Genomic DNA, 19,925 nt, shown 5'->3' on the forward strand with positions numbered 1-19,925 from the left:
AATTTTATTTAGTCTAAAGAGGGCATGGTTATAAAGCTAGAAAGAGGGCAGAAAAAGGATTCAGTCGGACAATTTAATATGATTCGTAAGAAAAAAAGGAGGTATTTGATTTGACGGTTTTACACTGGGCTACAATCTCCCCATTTTTGTTAGCCATTTTGATTCCTTTTTTGTATAAGTACGCAAGACCGATACATACGGGGTGGTTCGTCCTTGTACTCCCGCTCGTGTTGTTTATTTATTTCATTCGGTTTTTACCTGTCACATCCGATGGTGGAGTGATCGAATATAGTGTCCCTTGGGTTCCATCGCTTGGGATTAACTTCACGGTTTATCTAGATGGCTTGAGCTTGTTATTTGCTCTATTAATATCGGGTATTGGAACGCTTGTTGTTCTATATTCCATTTATTATTTATCTAAGAAAACAGAGCAGCTAAATAATTTTTATGTCTATTTACTCATGTTCATGGGGGCCATGTTTGGTGTTGTTTTATCTGATAACTTAATTGTGCTCTACGTATTCTGGGAATTAACTAGTTTAGCCTCTTCCCTATTAATTAGTTATTGGTTCCATCGTGAAAAATCAACGTACGGCGCTCAAAAATCAATGTTAATTACCGTTTTTGGTGGACTATCGATGCTTGGGGGATTCTCCCTTCTTTACGTCATGACTGGAACGTTTAGCATTCGTGAAATTATTGCAAGCGTTGATTTAGTTACTACAAGCACACTCTTTTTACCTGCTATGTTATTAATTTTGCTTGGTGCCTTTACAAAATCAGCTCAGTTTCCATTCCATATATGGTTACCGGATGCGATGGAAGCACCTACACCTGTAAGTGCGTATTTGCATTCAGCAACTATGGTAAAAGCTGGGATCTATTTAGTAGCCAGATTGACTCCTGTATTTGGCGGTTCAGCTGAATGGTTCTGGATTTTAACGATCGTTGGGATCACTACTTTATGTTGGGGTTCGATATCAGCCGTTCGACAAAAAGACCTTAAATCCATCTTGGCTTTCTCAACGATTAGTCAACTTGGATTAATTATGTGTTTATTAGGGTTAGGTTCAGCCTCACTTTATTATGGATTTGAAACTGAAACAGCTTTATTTTTTACAACTGCCACACTTGCAGCTGTATTTCACTTAATTAATCACGCAACATTTAAAGGTAGTTTGTTTATGACAGCTGGGATTATAGACCATGAAACGGGTACGAGAGATATCCGTAAACTCGGCGGTTTAATGACGATTATGCCAATTACGTTTACAATCTCACTAATTGGTCTCGCATCCATGGCAGGACTACCGCCATTTAATGGTTTCTTAAGTAAAGAGATGTTTTTTACTGGATTACTAAGAGCGTCTGAATTAACAATCTTTAATATGCCAACTTGGGGTATATTACTTATCGTTTTAGCTTGGGTTGCAAGTGTCTTTACGTTTGTCTACTGTATGGTCATGTTCTTTAAAACCTTCACAGGTAAATTCAAACCCGAAAACTATGATGTTCATGTGCACGAAGCCCCTATTGGGATGTTAATTAGTCCTATCGTTTTAGGATCACTTGTTGTGATCTTCGGACTATTCCCGAATTTATTGGCTTACACCTTAATTGAACCTGCTATGGCTGCCATTTTGCCTAACTTACTAGCCGAAAATCAAGTGTTCCATGTAGATATTTATCACTGGCATGGTTTTAATACTGAATTATTTATGACCCTTGGTGTGGTTTTAATTGGTACTTTCATCTTCTTAATGATGAAAAAGTGGTCGAAGATGGCTATTTATTTAAAAGAACGCGATCCACTCAACTGGTTTTATGATCATTCTCTAAGTGGATTAATTAGCGGTTCACAATTTGTTACTCGTATTCAAATGACTGGCTTACTACGAGATTACTTTGTTTATATGTGCGTGTTTATGATCTTACTATTTGGATATACAATGTATCGTTATAATGCATTTGCAATTGACACCGTCAATGTTACGGGGATTGACCCTTTTATGTGGGTAATAACGATTATGTTTATTGCTTCAACTCTCGTTATTCCATTTATTAATCACCGTATTACAGCGATTATCGTTGTTGGTGTTATCGGTTTTCTACTAGCTTTGTTATTTGTTGTCTTCCGTGCTCCAGATTTAGCATTGACACAGTTGTTAGTTGAGACCGTAACCGTAGTTCTCTTTATGCTTGCGTTCTACCACTTACCGGAATTGCGTAAAGAATCGTTTAAACCTAGATTTAATATTGTAAACTTACTCATTTCCATTGCGGTTGGTGGCCTAGTCACAGTCATTGCATTAAGTTCTGCTGCACTTGGAAACGAAGCTAATTTCGAATCCATTGCTGAATATTTCATTCAAAATTCAAAAGAACTTGCTGGTGGGTACAACATGGTTAACGTAATTCTTGTAGACTTCCGTGGACTTGATACATTACTTGAGGTTCTTGTGCTTGGAATAGCAGCACTTGGAGTTGTAGCCCTGATTAAATTACGAATGACAGGGAGGGAAGATGTATGAAGAAACAAATAAAATCAAATGACGTCATGCTTCATACGTTAACGAGAGTTGTCACCTTCATCATCCTAGCCTTCTCCGTATATCTTTTCTTCGCCGGACATAACAATCCCGGCGGAGGCTTTATCGGAGGTTTAATGACAGCATCAGCTCTTTTGCTCATGTACCTTGGCTTTGATGTGAAAAGCATGAAAAAAGCCTTGCCCTTTAACTATACGTCTATGATCGCAATTGGATTGTTGATTGCCATTGCAACTGGCGTATCAAGTATGCTGTTTGGTTATCCATTTTTAACTCAATTCTTTGAATACTACCAACTCCCTATTTTAGGAGAGACAGAATTAACAACTGCACTACCTTTTGATTTAGGTGTGTACTTAGTCGTTGTAGGTATTGCCTTGACAATCATACTAACAATTGCGGAGGATGATGCATAATGGAAATTTTAATGTCCATCACTGTTGGGGTCCTCTTCATGGTTGGTACATATATGTTGTTAACAAAAAGCTTATTACGTGTCATTATAGGTCTTATTCTATTGTCACATGGAGCTCATTTGTTATTGTTAACAATGGCCGGCTTACAAAGAGGAACGCCACCGCTGTTAAGTTTAGGTTCTGAAGCTTATTCGGATCCACTACCACAAGCTTTAATCCTTACAGCGATTGTAATCAGTTTCGGGGTCACATCTTTCTTACTTGTCCTAGCTTATCGAACATACAAAGAACATAAGACAGATGATTTGGACCAATTAAGGGGATCTGCTGATGAATAACTTAATTATCTTACCAGTTCTAATCCCGTTTATTATTGGAACGGTTTTAATCTTATTTAATAAACAGCATACCCTTCAGCGAGTGATAAGTGGAATCACAGCTATTGGTATGCTCGCTCTATCCATTTATTTAGCGATTTTTGTTTACCAAAATGGCATTACCGTTTTAGAACTAGGTAACTGGCCCGCTCCATTTGGTATTGTATTTGTTGCGGATATGTTTGCTACGATGATGGTCATTCTCTCGAGTATCGTTGGTGTCGTTTGTTTGTTTTTCGCATTTCAAACGATATCTTCTGAACGAGAGAAATACTTTTTCTATCCTTTTTATCTCTTTTTATTAGCGGGGGTTAATGGAGCTTTTCTAACAGGTGACTTGTTTAACTTGTTTGTATTCTTCGAGGTTATGCTGATTTCTTCTTATATTCTCATTGTCATGGGAGGTACGAAATATCAGCTACGCGAATCGATAAAGTACGTCATTATCAACGTATTTGCATCTATTTTATTCATTGTGGGTGTCGCATATATTTATGCAGTCACTGGTACACTTAATATGGCTCAAATTGCTCAACGTGTTGCAGAACTTGAGCAAGTAGGTGTATTGAATGTGATTGCCGTTCTTTTCTTCGTCGTCTTTGCGATGAAGGGGGGCTTATTCCCACTTTACTTCTGGCTTCCACGCTCTTACTATGGACCGCCTGCAGCCATTGCCGCTTTATTCGGCGGGCTACTAACTAAGGTTGGGATTTATGCGATTTTTCGCACCTTTACGTTGATCTTTAATCATGATCCTGGATTTACACATTATCTCATTGTAACTATTGCTGGTTTTACAATGATCTTTGGAGTATTAGGGGCCGTTTCCCAATTTGACTTTAAACGAATTCTTTCTTATCACATCATTAGTCAGGTTGGATATATGGTGATGGGACTTGGTATCTTCTCTCAGCTAGCTGTAGCTGGTGCGATATACTACATTGCCCACCATATTATCGTGAAATCTGCTTTGTTCCTATTTGCTGGTGCTACTCAACGGATAACAGGAACAACAGATTTAAAGAAAATGGGTGGCCTGCTTAAAACCCACCCATACTTAGCTTGGATGTTCTTTATCTCAGCGATCTCTCTTGCTGGCATTCCACCTTTAAGTGGTTTCTTCAGTAAATTTCCGATTATTTTAGCTGGTTTTGAAGAAGGAAATTATGTCATAGCCGCTGTCGCTTTAGCTGTCGGGCTCCTCACTCTTTTCTCAATGATGAAAATCTTTATCTATGCTTTCTGGGGAGAACAAAAACACACAGAGGAACAAGCGAATTTCAAAGTTGGGAAACTCTTATTACCAATTGTTCCACTTGTTGCACTGACTATTATCTTAGGTTTCGCTGCAGAACCCGTTTTCGTCTATTCATTACAAGTGGCAGAACAAATCCTAGATCCATCGATTTATATCGAATCTGTTCTTAAGGAGTAGTTGCTATGGCCTATCAAATATTATTAAACATTGTCATTGCGCTCGTTTGGGCCATGCTACAAAACAGCTATACTGGTGTTGACTTTCTAGTTGGCTATGTAATTGGTATTTTGATTTTGTTTGTATTAAGACGTTTTCTACAATTTGATTTTTACATGAGACGAATTTGGGCTTTAGTCAAATTAACTTTGCTGTTTATTAAAGAGCTTATTTTGGCTAATATTGATGTCATTAAAATCGTGTTAAGTCCTAAAATGGATATACAACCTGGAATTATTGCAGTGCCTACCAAGCTTGATACAGAGTGGGAGTTAACCTTGCTTGCCTCGCTTATCTCTTTAACACCAGGAACGTTGTCTATGGACTTCTCAGATGATAATAAATACATCTATATCCATTCCATTCATGTACCTGATAAAGAAGAAATGATCCGTCAAATTCATAATACGTTTGAACGTGCCATCTTGGAGGTGACGAAGTAATGTTTCAGACTATTTTAATGATTGTTCTTGTCGTGATGTCTATCTCATTGTTCGTCTGCTTTATTCGTACTGTTATTGGTCCAAGTATGGCCGATCGAATTGTCGCACTTGACTCCTTAGGGATTAATCTCATTGGTTTCATTGGTATTCTCATGATGTTACAAGAGACTCTTGCTTATTCGGAAGTCATCCTGGTCATTAGTATTTTAGCGTTTATCGGTACGATTGCTCTATCGAAGTTTATCGAAAGGGGTGTTGTTTTTGAACGCGATTGAAATCTTTTTAAGCATCTTTGTTGTTCTTGGTGGGTTTCTTAGTCTTCTTGGCTCAATCGGGTTAATTCGTTTTCCAGATGTGTATGGACGTACACATGCGGCAACGAAAAGCGCAACACTTGGAGTAATCTCGATTATGCTCGCTACTTTTTTCTTCTTTCTATTAATTGAAGGAGTCTTCGCTGTTAAGATTTTACTAGCAATCTTATTCGTATTCTTAACAGCACCAGTTGCCGCTTTAATGGTTGCACGAGCGGCTTATCGCACCGGAGTTCCTCTTTGGGAGAAAAGTGGTCAAGATGACTTAAAGGAAATGTATGAAAAGAAAATGAATGAACCTCAATAATATAGAAAACGGCGTTAGCCTTTTTATGCAGTGGAGCCGTTGCTCTTCCTTGATCAATCATTCAAAGCTTCTTCGTATAACTCCTATGCTGTTTTTAATATGTCTTTTTTCTAGCTTTTCAAATGAATAAAGGGCCGATTAATCCATCGGCCCTTTTCTTCTATTCTATTTCCGCTTCCCTAACTGCCTCTGCTAACAAATCAACAATGTGAACCGAACGCATCGATTCAGACAGCCCTTCACGTTCAATCCCCATCTTCATTTGCAATAAACAGCCTGGATTAGCCGTTACAATGGTCGACGTTTCAGTTGCTATAGCATGCTTCATTTTATGATCAAGAATCTGAGTAGACATGTCAGGTTGGATGATATTATAGATCCCTGCTGAACCACAACAACGGTCTGACTCCTTCATCTCTTGATACGTCACACCTTCAATCTGTTTGAGCAATTGGCGTGGAGCTACACCTGCATTCATAACATTTCGTAGATGACATGAATCTTGATAAGTGATAGCTTGTTCAGATAACTTCATTCTCGGCAGGCCTACTTCCAATAATATCGTTGAAATATCTGTCACCTTTTGTGAGAATAATACCGCACGTTCATACCACTCCGGATCATCTTTTAATAAATGATCGTATTCTACAAGAGATGCACCACAACCACCAGCATTTGAGATAATGTAATTTGCATTCATCTTCTCAAATGCCAGAATATTTCTCTTTGCTAATTCACGTGCTTTTTCTTTCTCTCCGGAATGAGCATGGAGAGCCCCACAGCAATTTTGTTCTTCTGGTATGACAATTTCACAACCTGCTTTTTCAAGTAAAAACAAAGTCGAATCATTTGTTTTCATAAACATTGTATCCATCAAGCAACCTGAGAAAAAAGCCACTTTCTTTTTCACAGGAGATTTAGGTTTAATATGATGTGGGCGTTTTTTCATTTCCTGTGGTGACGGGATTATAGGCAGTATTCTCTCCATTGTCCCAAGATTTCCTGGTATCAGATTCAAGACGCTTGTTCCTCTTACTACTTTCTGAACTCCTGACCTTTGGTAAAGCCATAACATCCCATTTAACGACCTCATCCGATTTTGGTGAGGAAATAACCCATTGAAAACTGATTTTCGAATGACCCTAACTGCTACATTATGCTTTTTGTGTTTGTTTAAAATATCTCGTGCTTCTTCAAGTAAATGACCATACTTGACTCCAGAAGGGCATGCCGGCTCACAAGCTCTACACCCTAAGCATAAGTTCAACTGGCGCTCAAAGTCTTCGTCAGGAGCCTTCTTGCCGTCCACAATCGCCTTCATTAAAGCAATTCGTCCTCTTGGAGAAGCCGCTTCATTTTGATCTGTTTCTACGTAAGTAGGACAAGATGGTAAACAAAAACCACAACGCATGCAATTCATCAACTCATCATAATTCATACGTTCTTTAAAGTCTTCTACTGTCTGTTCATGCTGTTTGTGTTTGTTCATTTTTGTACCACCACCCGCTTTTTAGTTTCTTTAGCAAAAATTTTACCTGGGTTCATAATATTATTAGGATCAAAAGCAAACTTTAATGTTTTCATAGCATTAACACCTTCGTTCCCTAATTTCCAAGCTAAATAAGGCGATTTCATAACCCCTACCCCATGCTCGCCTGTAATCGTTCCTCCCAAATCTATCGCTTTTGCAAAGATTTCAGAGAATGCTTCTTCGACACGATGCATTTCTTCTTCATTTCTTGAATCTGTCATACACGTTGGATGTAAGTTTCCATCTCCCGCATGCCCAAACGTGCAAATTTCAACCTGATACTTTTTTGCTATCTCATTAATCGCTCGAACCATCTCAGCAATTTTGGAACGTGGTACCGTTGCATCCTCTAGAATGGTTGTAGGTTTCTTTCTAGCGAGTGCAGATAAGGCTGCTCGACGCGCTGTAGTAAGGGCTAAGCCCTCCTCATTCGTTTTAGCAACTTGAACTGATGTTGCACCTATATGCTCACAAATCTCAGCAATCTTAGCTATATCACGTTCGACTACTTCTACAGGTCCATCTTGTTCAATTAAGAGTACTGCTCCCACATCTGTTGGCAAGCCAATCTGAGCAAAATCCTCAACCACTTCTAATGTAGGCTGATCTAGAAACTCAAGAGTAGCAGGGATAATTTTATGAGCGATGATAGAAGAAACTGCTTTTCCAGCTCCTTCTAAACTATCAAACAAAGCTAACATCGTTTTCTTCGTCTCCGGAATGGGAATCAATTTCAAAGTAGCTTCTGTTACTACTCCAAGCGTTCCTTCTGAGCCAACCATTAATCTTGTAAAGTCATAGCCAGCCACATCCTTTGCTAATTTCCCTCCTGTACGTATGACTTCACCATTTGGCAAAACAACTTCAAGACCCATTACATAATCTCGAGTTACACCGTATTTTAAACCACGTAATCCACCTGAATTCTCATTGATATTTCCTCCAATGGTTGAAATCTTCATTGAACTAGGATCTGGCGGGTAAAATAACCCTTTTTCTTCGACAGCTTGAATCATATCTAGAGTAATAACTCCAGGTTGAACAGTGACCGATAAGTTCTCTTCATCTATCTCTAGAATGGCATTCATACGAGTAAACAAAAGAACAATTCCGCCTTCAAGCGGACAAGTTCCAGCACATAGGTTCGTTCCAGACCCTCTAGGTACAATGGGAATTTTGTGCTCATTGCATACTCTAACAATGTCTTGAATTTCTACTCTATTGCCTGGTTTAATTATGGCGTCTGGCATTGCCTGATAGTTAGGCGTGGCATCATAAGAATAGACGATCAAGTTTTCCTCTGAATCTAGTACGTTACTTTCCCCAACAATTGCCGTAAGCTTCTTTCTTACTTCTCCGTCCAACATATTTCCACTCTCCTGTCATCCTCTTTTAAGATAAGTATAAATAAAAAAAAGCTCTTACTCTATGTATTAATACACAAAATAAAAGCATTAAACCATATTTTTTTTATACCTTCACCCAATTTCGTCTTGGTGATACCACAGAGCTAAAAACAAAGTAACAAGTTCTTTCGTTTCTTTCATTCGAATACTTGATAATTCTTGAATTCTTTTTAACCGATAATGCAATGTATTAATGTGAACATGGAGAGCAGCCGCTGTCTCCTTCACCGATAATTGATGATGAAAATATGCCTGTAGTGTTTCTAATAATTCAGGTTCATCCATTAACTTTCCTAGTACCTCGTTTACAATTTTCTCTCTAGTCTCTTTAGTTATTTCTCCAAGCGCAATCTCTAAAGTAAGCGAGTCATAGAACACAACTTTTTCAATCGAACTCTTCACATTTATTGCTTGATTGGCTTCTTTATAAGCAAGATGCAATGCAGTTGGGTCATCGTGCTTACGGCTAATTCCCGCTCTCATTTCAGAATGATATACGTTATTAATATGACTTAATAAGTTTTGTAAGCTATGAAACATCTCTTTTTCTGAATGATGAATGGCGGAAATCAGAAGGACAAAACGTCCGTTTCCCCATCTAACAAAAACATCGTTGCTTTCATTAGGATATAAATTTCGAATTCGTTCTAAAACATCTGGTTCTATATCTGTGTTGGTCTTATCATCCAACTGTAGTAACACGCAATAACGTGGTTCAGACATGTGAATGCCTAAAATCTCTCCACGTTCTCTAAATTCTTCCGTCACATTTTTGGTATGTAGCCACTCATAAACAAAAGTTTCTAATCCCCTTAACTTAGAATCAAGCCTTTCTGCGGCATAAGACTCTTGTATAATGAGCTCCGTCATTCGCTGAATTAATTCTCCATATCGAACAGTCGCTGGTTGTGAACCCGTTATTCCTATAACACCGATAATTTTTTTTTGAAACCTAATAGGCAAATTCAATCCTACTTTAACGCCTTTCAATCTTTGTGTATCCTTTTCTGAGATCATTAATTTCTTTTCCGTTTTGATTACTTCTTTTCCACCCTCATGGTAAGAACCAATTCGCTTGGAATCACTCCCTGCAATAATAAAGGCCTCATTATTTATTACAATGACTTCTTCATCTATCACTTTCGATACTTCTGTAACAATCCTTTGCGCTACATGCTTAAGCAACCTCATAGATTCTGCGCCTTATCATCACTCATTATCGCAATACGTTGGCCCATTTGAACATCGACATGCTCTTTAGTTGTGATATCTAAAATCAATCCTTTTTCACAAAGTAATACTACGGTTGATCCGAATGAAAAATATCCCACTTCATCTCCTTTATTAACGTTATTATTTTTGTGGGTAACTTCAATTGTATTAACATTCATCGCACCGACCTTTACTAAAGCAACATGTTTAGCGTTAACATTCATTTCTGTAATTAGACGATAATTTTTAGACAATGGTTTTTTTCCATAACGAAGCCCTAAATCATTTACAGGATACGATCGACCGCCAAGCACCCATTGCTTCTTAATTATTCCATCAACTGGACTGTGAATTCGGTGATAATGACTCGGACTTAAGTATAAGATAAAGTAGTGGCCATCCAGATAGGGTTGACTCGCTTCTTTCGATCCAAGCATTTCTTCAATAGTATAAGTTTGTCCTTTTACATGAAAATATGTCTTTTCCTCCAGCTTTCCAAAATGAGCAACCACCCCATCTACAGGACTAACAAACGCATCTTCCTCTGTATCAATGGGTCGCACTCCACTTTTTAGTTCTCTGGTGAATAAATCATGCAGATTGACAAATTCGTTAAGCGATCGATTCATTTCTGATTCATTTAGATTAAATGTTGTAGAAAATGGTTTGATAAACGGTTTGCTAATCTTTGATCTCGAGAATTTTCGTAGTACAGATGAGGATAAGCGATGATTGGTTAACTCAATGCACGATCTAAATAATAGTTTTTTCAATGTATATTCCTCCATTTTAAGTGATTCAGCGCTATTTGTTTTTGTTTCCTAGTCGTTTCATAAAACCTATGGTATGATTATGATTTAAGGTCAAACGGTAAATTTTAGTTGTCATCATGTACAAAATCGTGTAAGGAGTTGATGTCGTGTTCCTTTTGCATCAATTGGATCATACCGTCAAAAAGCTAAAAGGGCAAATTGCAAATTTCCTAACGATTTTAAACTTAGGACTTGGTGCTTTTGCAATTATGTTTATTTTACAGGATGAATTACGGTTAGGTCTTTTATTTATTACAATTGCAGCACTTACAGATCGTTTGGATGGCGCTGCAGCAAGACGTTTTAATAGTACATCTGAATTTGGAAAGCAATTAGATTCATTAAGCGATATTTTATCCTTCGGAGTAGCACCTGCATTTTTAATTTACCAAGCCGTATTATTTACATTTGGCTTACCTGGAATGTTACTTACTATTTTCTTCATTGCATGTGGGGCTATTCGTTTAGCGCGATTTAACATTACAGAAAGTACAGGCTATTTTGTTGGACTTCCTATAACAGCTGCTGGTTGTATGTTAACATTCCTCATGTTACTTGTACCCTTTATTCCAGCTCCTTACTTTTTACTCGCTACATTAATTCTAGGAATATGTATGATTAGTTCATTTAAAGTTAGAAAAATGTAATTTATTTTTGTGAGTTTGATTCACTCTCTCTTTTTTTGACAAAACCTTCATTAAAATTACAAATTTTGACGGTATCATGTCAAAAAAAGTGAAAAATATGGGTTCTAAAGATTTATTTTCCGTGGAAAGTCTTGACACACTTAGGGTTTCATTATTAAATTAAGTTGCGGCTTTATTTTTTCAGCTTGTCGAATGACAGGATTATTTAAAAATGAAGATTGAGCACTTCACCTACGGATGATGTGTTTTTCAAAACAAGGTATGAAAGGGAGTTTTTTTTCATGAACAAAACAGATTTAATTAACGCAGTATCTGAGCAAGCAGACCTTTCTAAAAAGGATGCTTCTAAAGCAGTCGACGCTGTATTTGACAGCATTACATCAGCACTAGTTGAAGGTGGTAAAGTTCAACTTGTTGGCTTTGGTAGCTTCGAGGTTCGTGAGCGTTCTGCTCGTAAAGGCCGTAATCCTCAAACTGGACAAGAAATTGAGATTCCAGCAACAAAGAATCCAGCTTTCAAGCCTGGTAAACAACTTAAAGATGCTGTAAACGAATAGTTAATAAAACGATGAGACAAGCTCTCATCGTTTTTTTATTTTAGTTGAGTGTGTAAGCCTCCTGCCCTCACTTCATACAAACCGCTTAAACTTATTATTACATCTATATCATAAAAAAGTGTGTTCCCTCATAGAGTGAAGAGATTAACTATGATTGGAGTGGCTTATATGAACTCATATTATGAAAATGCCTTGTTTGAACATCGCTTTTGGCTTCAAGTATTAGGTGATCATGCTAGGTTTATTCGAGATACTCTCTCGCCGACTGAAACCGAATTTGTGAATAAATCCTTGGACTTTATTGATATATTTGACAAACTTCTTCATGAGAGTCGGCAAGATCTCTCAATGGACGCTTTGAACAAGCTAACTGAGACCGCCAATCAACAAGCTCAAGAAATAAGATCATTTAAACTCGAAATCATTCGTGAACATTTAGTCGGTGACGTTTCGATTGGTTTATCGCCAACTTTCCTCAATCACATGGTAAATGAAGTAGAAGAGTACTTACGTCTTTTACCTTACCTACTAAAGCAGCAGGATCCCCCTTTATCTCACCCTCTTCACCATCACCTTGTCTGGTTATTGGATGCAGCCGGACATGCGGGAGGAATTACTGACGATTTAGATTTAGTTGAAAAACAACTCCAAGAAAAAAGCGAGGCCTTCACAAAAAGGTTTGAACAGTTTTACATCAAAGCGGTAGAAATGGCGGGTTACCTCAGATCTAATGTTCAACTCTTCCCTGCTTTAGATCGTTTTAATGAAAATGTGAAATTAGAAATTGCCTTATTTAAAGTGTTCCTTAATGAACTTGAGGAAATGGAGATGAACAACCGATTGCTAGGAACGTTCGACCAACTTATGGCTGATCATATGGCTAGAGAAGAATGTTACTATTTGTTGAAGGTAGCTCGTTCATCCCATCTAGAAGAACCTGACTGTGATCCGACATCCCCTAGATCTATAGATTAATAGTTGTTCACCAAGAACCTTTATAGAGGTTCTTTTTCATTTATGGTCTTACTTTTGTGAGATTATTTTATTGTTATATAAATGAAACCGTTTTTTATGTTAGAAAACGTTTTAATTTATAGAATATCTCGTTTTTTCTGAAAATAGGTTGATTCAATTGTCAGATATCGTTACAATACTTATCATGATTTGATTTATCTGATATTTGGAGGCTTTTTCATTATGTTAACATTTCTTTTCGCTATACTTTTACTTGTTATAGGCTATCTTGTTTATTCCAAAGTCGTGGAACGTATTTTCGGAATTAATGATCAAGAAAAGACACCTGCTTACACCAATCAAGACGGCATTGATTACACACCTATGCCTTGGTGGAAAGCCAGTTTAATTCAGTTATTAAATATAGCAGGATTGGGACCTATTTTTGGGGCTGTTGCTGGTGCATTATATGGTCCTGTTGCTTTCATTTGGATTGTAGTAGGCTGCTTGTTTGCAGGTGCTGTGCATGATTATTTCTCTGGAATGCTTTCACTTCGTCATAACGGTGCGCAATTTCCAAGTTTAGTAGGACGTTACCTAGGTAGTTATATGAAAAACATTATTAACCTTGTTTCTATCGTTTTAATGATCCTTGTCGCGGCTGCTTTCACTGCTGGTCCTGCACAACTAATTGCTAGTTTAACACCTCTATCATTTACATTTGCGCTTGTCCTAATTTTTGCGTATTTCTTAGTTGCAGCTGTCTTACCAGTTAATCGAGTTATAGGAAGAATCTATCCATTTTTTGGAGCGATTTTAATTTTTATGGCTGTATCAATTGGAATTGCTTTACTATTCACTGATCGCTCCATTCCTAATTTAACGTTGACCAACTTGCATCCTGGTGATTTACCTATTTGGCCACTATTAATGGTCACAATCTCTTGCGGAGCGATCTCTGGATTTCATAGTACCCAGAGCCCAATTCTTGCTCGTACCATTAAACGTGAGTCAGACGGAAGAAAAGTGTTTTACGGGGCTATGGTTGCTGAAGGGATCATTGCCCTCATCTGGGCTGCGGCTGGTATGACCTTTTTTGGTGGTACCATCGGTCTTCAAGAGGCTCTGGCTTTAGGTGGCCCTGCAGGGGTAGTGAATGAGATTTCCACGACCCTACTCGGGACTTTAGGGGGCATCCTCGCTATATTAGGAGTGATTATCTTACCGATTACAACTGGTGATACTGCATTACGCTCATCTCGTATGATGGTAACGGAAGCACTTGAGAAATTCTTTAAAGTGCGTGGTTTGAAGGGGATATTATTAGCAACGATTCCAGTTACCATTCCAACTTTTTATCTTGCTACCATTGATTATACATTTCTCTGGAGATACGTCGGTGGGACTAATCAATTAGTAGCAACGATCATGCTTTGGACTGGAGCCATGTACTTGCTTGAATCACGAAAATTCCATTGGATTTGTGGCATTCCAGCTTTGTTCATGACAGCTGTTGTCTCAACTTATTTTCTATATGCTCCTGAGGGCTTTTCCCTGCCTTATGAAACGTCTTTAACTATTGGTGCAATAATGACGCTAGTAGTTGCCCTTTGGTATATTTATAAAATACGTAAGAGCAACAAACCCTCTTTATCATCTTCATCTGAACATGCTGCATAATATATTTTAAAAACAGAGATAGCCATTTAGGCCTTTATCATCTCGACCTCCCTTTATTCATATGAATTTTCACAGCTAGCTTGAGCGTCATTCAAGCTAGCTTTATTTTTGTGCTAAAGAAGAGTCCGACTTAATGTGTGTCGGTGTTGTTCTAAACCTTCAGCACACATAAAAGTCGGACGAGACACCAAGAAATAATGGTTAAATTCCACACGAATATGAAACCCTAAGAATGAATTTATAGAGGAGTGATGATAAGTGGATTATAATGAAATCACATCGAAACAAGTAAATGGTCAACCTGCACAAACGCAAAACCATCAGCCTGGTATAGAGAGCAAGATGGACCCATCTCCTGTATATGATGATTTAAATTATAAAGGGAGTAACAAACTAAAAAACAAAGTGGTCCTTATTACAGGCGGCGATAGTGGCATTGGTAGGTCTGTTGCGATTGCTTTTGCTAAGGAAGGCGCTAAGCTTTCTATCGTCTATCTTGAGGAGCATGAAGATGCAACAAAAACAAAAGCAGAAGTGGAAAGATATAATGGAGAGTGCTTATTAATTGCTGGTGATATTGGAGACGAATCCTTCTGCCAACAAGCCATTCAACAAACAATCGAACAATATGGGCAAATTGATTGCTTGATTAATAACGCCGCCGAACAGCATTATCAAGAGAATATTGAAGATATTACTTCTGAACAACTTGAACGCACATTCAAAACAAATATATTCTCTTGCTTCCACTTTATTAAAGCAGCTATGCCGCATTTAAAAAAGGGAAGCACGATCATTAATACAGCATCTATAGTAGCTTATAAAGGAAATCCTGTCTTAATGGACTATGCTTCTACAAAAGGAGCTATGATTGCTCTGACACGGTCACTTTCTGAGAGCATTGTGTCTAAGGGGATCCGAGTCAATGCCGTCGCTCCTGGCCCTATTTGGACACCATTAATTCCTGCTTCATTTCCAGCAGATCAAGTGGCCTCTTTTGGAACAACGAGTCCGATGGGGCGACCTGGACAACCAGCAGAGTTAGCGCCTGCCTATGTTTATCTTGCTTCTGATGATTCATCCTATGTTTCTGGACAAGTCATTCATGTTAATGGTGGAACGATTGTAAATGGTTAAACCCTTTAAGGGATGTTTTGAAAAGTCATCATAGCCTTTTTAAAACATCCTTTTTGTAAATTTGTCAAATTGGCAGGAATTAATTCCTTTATTGTCTAATACTACTAATAATTCCTTTCTTAGAAAGTAGTGACGAAAATGCTGTCAGAAACAGATTCTAACACTAATTTTGATGAATTATATGAATACCTTGAACAACACAGATCATGCTTCCTTCAAGAATGGACAGAAAAAATTAAAATTGACTCACATTATATCTTTAAAGATAACGTAAAAAAGAACGGGTTTATGATGTACGAGCTTGTGCAAAACACGTTTTTTGGAAAAAATAACGAGACACAACTAAAAGAACTAGCTATAAAAGTAGCTCACGAGCGCTTTGAAGCAAATAGTAACATTGGTGATTTTGTTTATAATGTCAACATAGGGAGAAGCACACTCGTTAAACTCATTCTAAATTCGGATCTTGATAAAGAAAAATTAAAATCAGCAGTTTCTTTAGTAAACCAATATTTTGACCAATTCTGTTACCAAGCGGTAACGACATACACAGAAATTAAGAACCAAGAAATACAACAAAATAAACATTTCATCAGTCAATCCCATAAGGATAAACTAGCTATTCTTGGACAGATGTCTTCGAGTTTCGTTCACGAATTTAGAAATCCACTAACCTCCATTATTGGATTTAATAAATTACTTCGGAGCGAATATCCAAATTTAAGATACCTAGACATTATTGAACTCGAACTTGATCAATTAAAATTTAGAATCACTCAGTTTCTTCACACGTCTAAGATGGATATTGTTGGAGATTCAAAGAAAAAAATCCAATTAAAGTCTTTGTTAGAAGATATATTAAACTTCTTGTACCCTAGCTTAGTGGATGTAGACGTCAATGTTACATTGACTATAAAAGAGGACTTGCACATTGAGGTTTATAAAGATGAATTCAAACAAGTTTTCGTCAATTTAATGATGAATTCTATTGATGCTCTACAACAAAAAGAAAAGCCTAGAGAAATCAAAATAACAGTAGAGTACACGTCTGAAGAGAATGTTCTTATTCAGATTTCCAACAACGGCCCAGCTATACCACTTGAAGTGAGAGAAACGATATTTGAACCTTTCTTTACTACTAAAGATCTCGGTACAGGCATCGGTTTGTACGTTTGTAAAAATATTATCGAAAAACATCATGGTACAATGACTTGTTCTTCGAATCAGGATGAAACCATCTTTGAAATTCAATTACCTTTACATACTCCAAATGTCTAATCTTACTTATAGAAATTCATCGCGAATTCTTTTAAGCAAATGCCGCCGCTAAACACATCACCTTTTTAAAAGTGATGTGTTTCCTTTTTTCTTTTTTAAACATATGTCGTTTTTATCCTTAAAATTTGTCGTAGCATTATTAAACAGACAAAACACCAACTGATTGAAATCGTTATCGCCGAAAAGATGTCTGAAGGAAAATGTGCTCCTACAATTATTCTACTTAAAGCAAGGGTAACCATGACTTAGAAAGGCTATTACTTCAATAAACTTTTGCCCTTTGTATTAGTTTTCCTTATTTGGATACTCTAAAAAGACTTTACTAATTAGAGGAGTATTCACTATGTCCCTTGACGCCTTTATTATGGGTTTTGCCTTTATTTTAATCCACTTGCTTGCTAATGAGCTTATTCCCTCAGGAAGAATTAGAAGGTTAAAGTGGTTTTCTTTTTCAGGTGGCTTAGCTGTATCTTATGTTTTTGTCTACGTTCTCCCAACTTTACATAAAGAGCAAATTTTAGTAAAGAAATATGGCGATTATTTTACAATGGAATCTGAATTATACTTTGTTGGTTTAATAGGTGTATTGATTTTTTATGGTATTCAAAAAGTTGTACGAAAAGCCCAGCTAAACGACAAAACTAATAAAGCTAGAGCGCTTTTTTGGTTACAAATACTATTCTTTGGTTTTTATAATATGTTAGTTGCTTATACGATTATTTCTCACGATGTTTTGGGGGTACAAGCAGTATTTTACGGACTAGCCGTCGGACTTCACTTTGTTGCTGTTGCTCACGATTTATGGAGGGAATACGCAGATATTTATAATAAAGTCGGCAGGTATGTTCTTGCTCTCGGGATCGTTGCAGGGTGGATTATGGGAGTAACCATTCATTTATCCCCTTTAACAGAATCCATTATCTTTGCTTTCATCTCAGGAGCTATGATATTGAACGTATTAAAATATGAACTGCCTCCTGATGAGGAAGCACATTTTCCTACGTTTGCTATCGGTGTCGTTTCATATACAACCATTACGATGTCACTAAAATTTTTCTTTCAATGGTGAGAATCGTATAGAACAAAACACGCATCAGTTCCTTCTGCAACAAAATGTAAATCTGTTTAGACGATCATTTGAGATTAAAAAAATTATCCTCACCTAATACGAATAGTAAAAAACTATTAAACCTCAACATATGTGGAATTATATCTGCTCCGCATTCCATTTAGTCATAAAATCCATTAACTCAATCTTGTCTGTTTCCTCTAGTTTTTCCACTTCATCAAGAATCAGCATATCTACAAACTCAATTTGACCAACAAGAAGATCGGAAATGTCACGTGTCAAAACACTTGATATAACAAAAAAAAGAAACGTAAATCGGTTCGATTTACATCTCGAAATAAAATGTTTTTTAGTGTTTTATCTCTCTGTTCCGAAATCGTTACTAAATTAGCTCTCTCTATTTATTTTATTCCCCCTTCCCCTGATTCTGTTTATAAAATTCATGAAACAGCATCAAAGCTCGTTTTTCAATTCTAGAAACATAACGACGAGAAATTCCTAACTCTCTGCAATTTCCCGTTGAGTTCTCTCTATCAATCAAAGTAAATTCATTTCCTTCTTTATCGGTTCCAATTGGATCAATATTTATCGGAATTCATTATAGGGTAATCTTTGATTGAGTTACGACTTATATCAATTAGGACTACACATTTTGTCTTAAAATGTGTGGTCCTAATCTAACGCTGCCATCCGTTTAATGCAAACTTTCATATTTAAAAAACAAAACATATAACCTATCCGTTGTAAATAATCACTCCACCACTTTTTTCTTTTCTTTAGACAATTGCTTCATTAACATTATCAATCTCTCCATTTCTTCCTCACTTAGGTTATCATAACGAGACAATTCATTCTTGATGAAATCAATTGTTGGGTTATCTTGTTTTTCACCCGATAAGAAATACGTTGCAATCGATCCCGTAATCATACCTAAAAGTCCAATTCCAAACACCATTAAAATTAGTGCAATTAACCTTCCAATACCCGTTTCTGGAGATATATCTCCATACCCTACCGTTGTTGCAGTAACCATAGACCACCACAAAGCATCAGCATAAGTCTCCATACTTGGTTCCAATGACCTAATTGGAATTGCAGACATAAAAATCAGGATAACCGTACATGTAATAACCTTATGCAGTCCATTTGTTCTTACAATATCAAAGATTGGTTTCAAGTAATGAGCACCAATTGCGATGTATTGAACGAATCACGTTAAATATTATTTGGCCTAATTTCTTTGGACGTAAGTATCTTGGAAGCATAAAAGGGGTTGCTGTTACGGTTACCGTTATAGCGTCTTCATTTGGACCACTTCCACTTGGGATAGGTTTTGATGTGTTTCAGAGCTACACTCAAGTTTTGATGCTGTTTCTCTTATTTCCAATCATTGGGTTACTATGTGCAGTATTGACTAAAAAACCAGAGAAAGCTAATTATAAAGAATTGGCATCATAATAACTCGTCCTAAAAGGAGCAGGAAACCTGCTACAAAGAAGGACCGTTACTCAATTAACGGTCCTTCTTTTATTATTATCTTTCTTAAGTAATACTTCTCAGCTTGTTTCATTTGGAACTGTTCTTTTCTATTGACCTCTCAAATAACCCTATTTTAAGGCAATAAAAGTAGGACGATCCATGTTTATTTGACCGTCCTTCATCTTTGCTTATAAAATTAGTTTTTTCCTTGACTCTGCTTATAAAACTCATGAAACAGCTTCATTAGCGCTCGTTTTTCAATTCTAGATACATAACTACGTGA

22 protein-coding genes and 2 pseudogenes are annotated in these 19,925 nt (G+C 37.1%); 15 read left to right on the forward strand and 9 right to left on the reverse strand.

Annotated features, from left to right (window positions below):
- Window positions 1-110 precede the first annotated feature (110 nt).
- From PQ474_RS07060 to mnhG, 7 genes are read left to right on the forward strand one after another with little or no spacing between them, the layout of a single operon-like run.
- Window positions 111-2,531: a Na+/H+ antiporter subunit A gene (locus tag PQ474_RS07060; RefSeq protein ID WP_273841318.1), complete on the forward strand. Its 2,421-nt coding sequence runs from the start codon at window positions 111-113 to the stop codon at window positions 2,529-2,531.
- Window positions 2,528-2,965 carry a Na(+)/H(+) antiporter subunit B gene (locus tag PQ474_RS07065; protein WP_273841319.1) on the forward strand — a complete coding sequence of 146 codons (438 nt, stop codon included), beginning with the start codon at window positions 2,528-2,530 and terminating at the stop codon, window positions 2,963-2,965. The genes PQ474_RS07060 and PQ474_RS07065 overlap by 4 nt, the downstream gene beginning before the upstream one ends.
- Window positions 2,965-3,303: a Na(+)/H(+) antiporter subunit C gene (locus PQ474_RS07070; RefSeq protein WP_273841320.1), complete on the forward strand. Its 339-nt coding sequence runs from the start codon at window positions 2,965-2,967 to the stop codon at window positions 3,301-3,303. The genes PQ474_RS07065 and PQ474_RS07070 overlap by 1 nt, the downstream gene beginning before the upstream one ends.
- Window positions 3,296-4,777, forward strand: a complete 1,482-nt coding sequence (locus PQ474_RS07075; RefSeq protein ID WP_273841321.1) for a Na+/H+ antiporter subunit D — start codon at window positions 3,296-3,298, stop codon at window positions 4,775-4,777. Before PQ474_RS07070 ends, PQ474_RS07075 begins: the two co-directional genes overlap by 8 nt.
- A gap of 5 nt (window positions 4,778-4,782) precedes the next feature.
- The gene (locus PQ474_RS07080; RefSeq protein WP_273841322.1) at window positions 4,783-5,259 is read left to right on the forward strand and encodes a Na+/H+ antiporter subunit E; all 477 of its coding nucleotides are present in this window, start codon (window positions 4,783-4,785) and stop codon (window positions 5,257-5,259) included.
- On the forward strand, window positions 5,259-5,534 hold the full coding sequence (locus tag PQ474_RS07085) for a Na(+)/H(+) antiporter subunit F1 (protein WP_273841323.1): 276 nt from the start codon (window positions 5,259-5,261) through the stop codon (window positions 5,532-5,534). The genes PQ474_RS07080 and PQ474_RS07085 overlap by 1 nt, the downstream gene beginning before the upstream one ends.
- On the forward strand, window positions 5,521-5,880 hold the full coding sequence (mnhG, locus tag PQ474_RS07090) for a monovalent cation/H(+) antiporter subunit G (RefSeq protein WP_273841324.1): 360 nt from the start codon (window positions 5,521-5,523) through the stop codon (window positions 5,878-5,880). The genes PQ474_RS07085 and mnhG overlap by 14 nt, the downstream gene beginning before the upstream one ends.
- Before the next feature lie 160 nt (window positions 5,881-6,040).
- Here mnhG and PQ474_RS07095 read toward each other — a convergent pair whose 3' ends face one another.
- From PQ474_RS07095 to PQ474_RS07110, 4 genes are all read right to left on the reverse strand, one after another.
- The gene (locus tag PQ474_RS07095; protein ID WP_273841325.1) at window positions 6,041-7,369 is read right to left on the reverse strand and encodes a (Fe-S)-binding protein; all 1,329 of its coding nucleotides are present in this window, start codon (window positions 7,367-7,369) and stop codon (window positions 6,041-6,043) included.
- Window positions 7,366-8,778: a glycolate oxidase subunit GlcD gene (gene glcD / locus PQ474_RS07100; protein ID WP_273841326.1), complete on the reverse strand. Its 1,413-nt coding sequence runs from the start codon at window positions 8,776-8,778 to the stop codon at window positions 7,366-7,368. Before glcD ends, PQ474_RS07095 begins: the two co-directional genes overlap by 4 nt.
- 111 nt (window positions 8,779-8,889) lie before the next feature.
- Complete coding sequence (locus tag PQ474_RS07105) at window positions 8,890-10,008, reverse strand: CdaR family transcriptional regulator (protein WP_273841327.1); 1,119 nt, start codon at window positions 10,006-10,008, stop codon at window positions 8,890-8,892.
- Window positions 10,005-10,802: a phosphatidylserine decarboxylase gene (locus PQ474_RS07110; RefSeq protein WP_273841328.1), complete on the reverse strand. Its 798-nt coding sequence runs from the start codon at window positions 10,800-10,802 to the stop codon at window positions 10,005-10,007. The genes PQ474_RS07105 and PQ474_RS07110 overlap by 4 nt, the downstream gene beginning before the upstream one ends.
- Window positions 10,803-10,948: 146 nt before the next feature.
- Here PQ474_RS07110 and pssA point away from each other — a divergent pair, with 146 nt between their 5' ends.
- From pssA to PQ474_RS07140, 6 genes are all read left to right on the forward strand, one after another.
- A complete protein-coding gene (pssA, locus tag PQ474_RS07115) occupies window positions 10,949-11,488 on the forward strand; it encodes a CDP-diacylglycerol--serine O-phosphatidyltransferase (protein WP_273841329.1) in 540 nt (179 codons plus the stop codon).
- 281 nt (window positions 11,489-11,769) lie between these two features.
- The gene (locus PQ474_RS07120; RefSeq protein ID WP_227934874.1) at window positions 11,770-12,045 is read left to right on the forward strand and encodes an HU family DNA-binding protein; all 276 of its coding nucleotides are present in this window, start codon (window positions 11,770-11,772) and stop codon (window positions 12,043-12,045) included.
- 168 nt (window positions 12,046-12,213) lie between these two features.
- On the forward strand, window positions 12,214-13,020 hold the full coding sequence (locus tag PQ474_RS07125) for a DUF2935 domain-containing protein (RefSeq protein WP_273841330.1): 807 nt from the start codon (window positions 12,214-12,216) through the stop codon (window positions 13,018-13,020).
- Between the two features lie 222 nt (window positions 13,021-13,242).
- Window positions 13,243-14,679 (forward strand): carbon starvation CstA family protein, encoded by a 1,437-nt coding sequence (locus PQ474_RS07130; RefSeq protein ID WP_273841331.1) that lies wholly within the window; start codon window positions 13,243-13,245, stop codon window positions 14,677-14,679.
- 258 nt (window positions 14,680-14,937) lie between these two features.
- Window positions 14,938-15,816 (forward strand): SDR family oxidoreductase, encoded by an 879-nt coding sequence (locus PQ474_RS07135; protein WP_273841332.1) that lies wholly within the window; start codon window positions 14,938-14,940, stop codon window positions 15,814-15,816.
- Window positions 15,817-15,954: 138 nt separating this feature from the next.
- Entirely contained in the window at window positions 15,955-17,094 is a 1,140-nt protein-coding gene (locus PQ474_RS07140) for a histidine kinase N-terminal domain-containing protein (RefSeq protein ID WP_273841333.1), read from the forward strand.
- A 95-nt stretch (window positions 17,095-17,189) separates the two neighbouring features.
- Here the strand turns inward: PQ474_RS07140 and PQ474_RS26580 are convergent, their stop codons facing one another.
- Complete coding sequence (locus PQ474_RS26580; RefSeq protein ID WP_390185806.1) at window positions 17,190-17,336, reverse strand: phosphatase PAP2 family protein; 147 nt, start codon at window positions 17,334-17,336, stop codon at window positions 17,190-17,192.
- Window positions 17,337-17,437: 101 nt separating this feature from the next.
- Between PQ474_RS26580 and PQ474_RS07145 the strand changes: the two genes are divergently transcribed.
- Window positions 17,438-18,163: a hypothetical protein gene (locus PQ474_RS07145; protein WP_273841334.1), complete on the forward strand. Its 726-nt coding sequence runs from the start codon at window positions 17,438-17,440 to the stop codon at window positions 18,161-18,163.
- Between the two features lie 138 nt (window positions 18,164-18,301).
- On the opposite strand, the gene PQ474_RS07150 is transcribed toward PQ474_RS07145, so the two are convergent.
- From PQ474_RS07150 to PQ474_RS07160, 3 genes and pseudogenes are all read right to left on the reverse strand, one after another.
- Window positions 18,302-18,445: a hypothetical protein gene (locus PQ474_RS07150; protein ID WP_273841335.1), complete on the reverse strand. Its 144-nt coding sequence runs from the start codon at window positions 18,443-18,445 to the stop codon at window positions 18,302-18,304.
- A 124-nt stretch (window positions 18,446-18,569) separates the two neighbouring features.
- A pseudogene (locus PQ474_RS07155) lies at window positions 18,570-18,743 on the reverse strand (RNA polymerase subunit sigma-70); the annotation flags it as partial.
- A gap of 171 nt (window positions 18,744-18,914) precedes the next feature.
- Complete coding sequence (locus PQ474_RS07160; protein ID WP_273841336.1) at window positions 18,915-19,340, reverse strand: potassium channel family protein; 426 nt, start codon at window positions 19,338-19,340, stop codon at window positions 18,915-18,917.
- Between the two features lie 14 nt (window positions 19,341-19,354).
- Here PQ474_RS07160 and PQ474_RS07165 point away from each other — a divergent pair, with 14 nt between their 5' ends.
- A complete protein-coding gene (locus PQ474_RS07165) occupies window positions 19,355-19,621 on the forward strand; it encodes a hypothetical protein (protein WP_273841337.1) in 267 nt (88 codons plus the stop codon).
- Window positions 19,622-19,838: 217 nt separating this feature from the next.
- On the opposite strand, the pseudogene PQ474_RS07170 reads toward PQ474_RS07165, so the two are convergent.
- Window positions 19,839-19,925 (reverse strand): annotated as a pseudogene (locus PQ474_RS07170) (RNA polymerase subunit sigma-70); the annotation flags it as partial.

It is taken from the genome of Halalkalibacter alkalisediminis (assembly GCF_028610705.1).
Taxonomy (GTDB): Bacteria; Bacillota; Bacilli; order Bacillales; family Bacillaceae_D; genus Halalkalibacter; species Halalkalibacter alkalisediminis.

What these genes read in the sequence shown, in the direction of transcription:
- PQ474_RS07080 (WP_273841322.1), top strand. Translation starts at nt 4,783, where the DNA reads ATGGCCTATCAAATATTATTAAACATTGTCATTGCGCTCGTTTGGGCC.
- PQ474_RS07145 (WP_273841334.1), top strand. Translation starts at nt 17,438, where the DNA reads ATGTCCCTTGACGCCTTTATTATGGGTTTTGCCTTTATTTTAATCCAC.
- PQ474_RS07130 (WP_273841331.1), top strand. Translation starts at nt 13,243, where the DNA reads ATGTTAACATTTCTTTTCGCTATACTTTTACTTGTTATAGGCTATCTT.
- PQ474_RS07095 (WP_273841325.1), bottom strand. Translation starts at nt 7,369, where the DNA reads ATGAACAAACACAAACAGCATGAACAGACAGTAGAAGACTTTAAAGAA.
- PQ474_RS07140 (WP_273841333.1), top strand. Translation starts at nt 15,955, where the DNA reads ATGCTGTCAGAAACAGATTCTAACACTAATTTTGATGAATTATATGAA.
- PQ474_RS07120 (WP_227934874.1), top strand. Translation starts at nt 11,770, where the DNA reads ATGAACAAAACAGATTTAATTAACGCAGTATCTGAGCAAGCAGACCTT.
- PQ474_RS07085 (WP_273841323.1), top strand. Translation starts at nt 5,259, where the DNA reads ATGTTTCAGACTATTTTAATGATTGTTCTTGTCGTGATGTCTATCTCA.
- PQ474_RS07075 (WP_273841321.1), top strand. Translation starts at nt 3,296, where the DNA reads ATGAATAACTTAATTATCTTACCAGTTCTAATCCCGTTTATTATTGGA.
- PQ474_RS07105 (WP_273841327.1), bottom strand. Translation starts at nt 10,008, where the DNA reads ATGAGGTTGCTTAAGCATGTAGCGCAAAGGATTGTTACAGAAGTATCG.
- PQ474_RS07065 (WP_273841319.1), top strand. Translation starts at nt 2,528, where the DNA reads ATGAAGAAACAAATAAAATCAAATGACGTCATGCTTCATACGTTAACG.
- PQ474_RS26580 (WP_390185806.1), bottom strand. Translation starts at nt 17,336, where the DNA reads ATGGTTACCCTTGCTTTAAGTAGAATAATTGTAGGAGCACATTTTCCT.
- glcD (WP_273841326.1), bottom strand. Translation starts at nt 8,778, where the DNA reads ATGTTGGACGGAGAAGTAAGAAAGAAGCTTACGGCAATTGTTGGGGAA.
- PQ474_RS07125 (WP_273841330.1), top strand. Translation starts at nt 12,214, where the DNA reads ATGAACTCATATTATGAAAATGCCTTGTTTGAACATCGCTTTTGGCTT.
- PQ474_RS07070 (WP_273841320.1), top strand. Translation starts at nt 2,965, where the DNA reads ATGGAAATTTTAATGTCCATCACTGTTGGGGTCCTCTTCATGGTTGGT.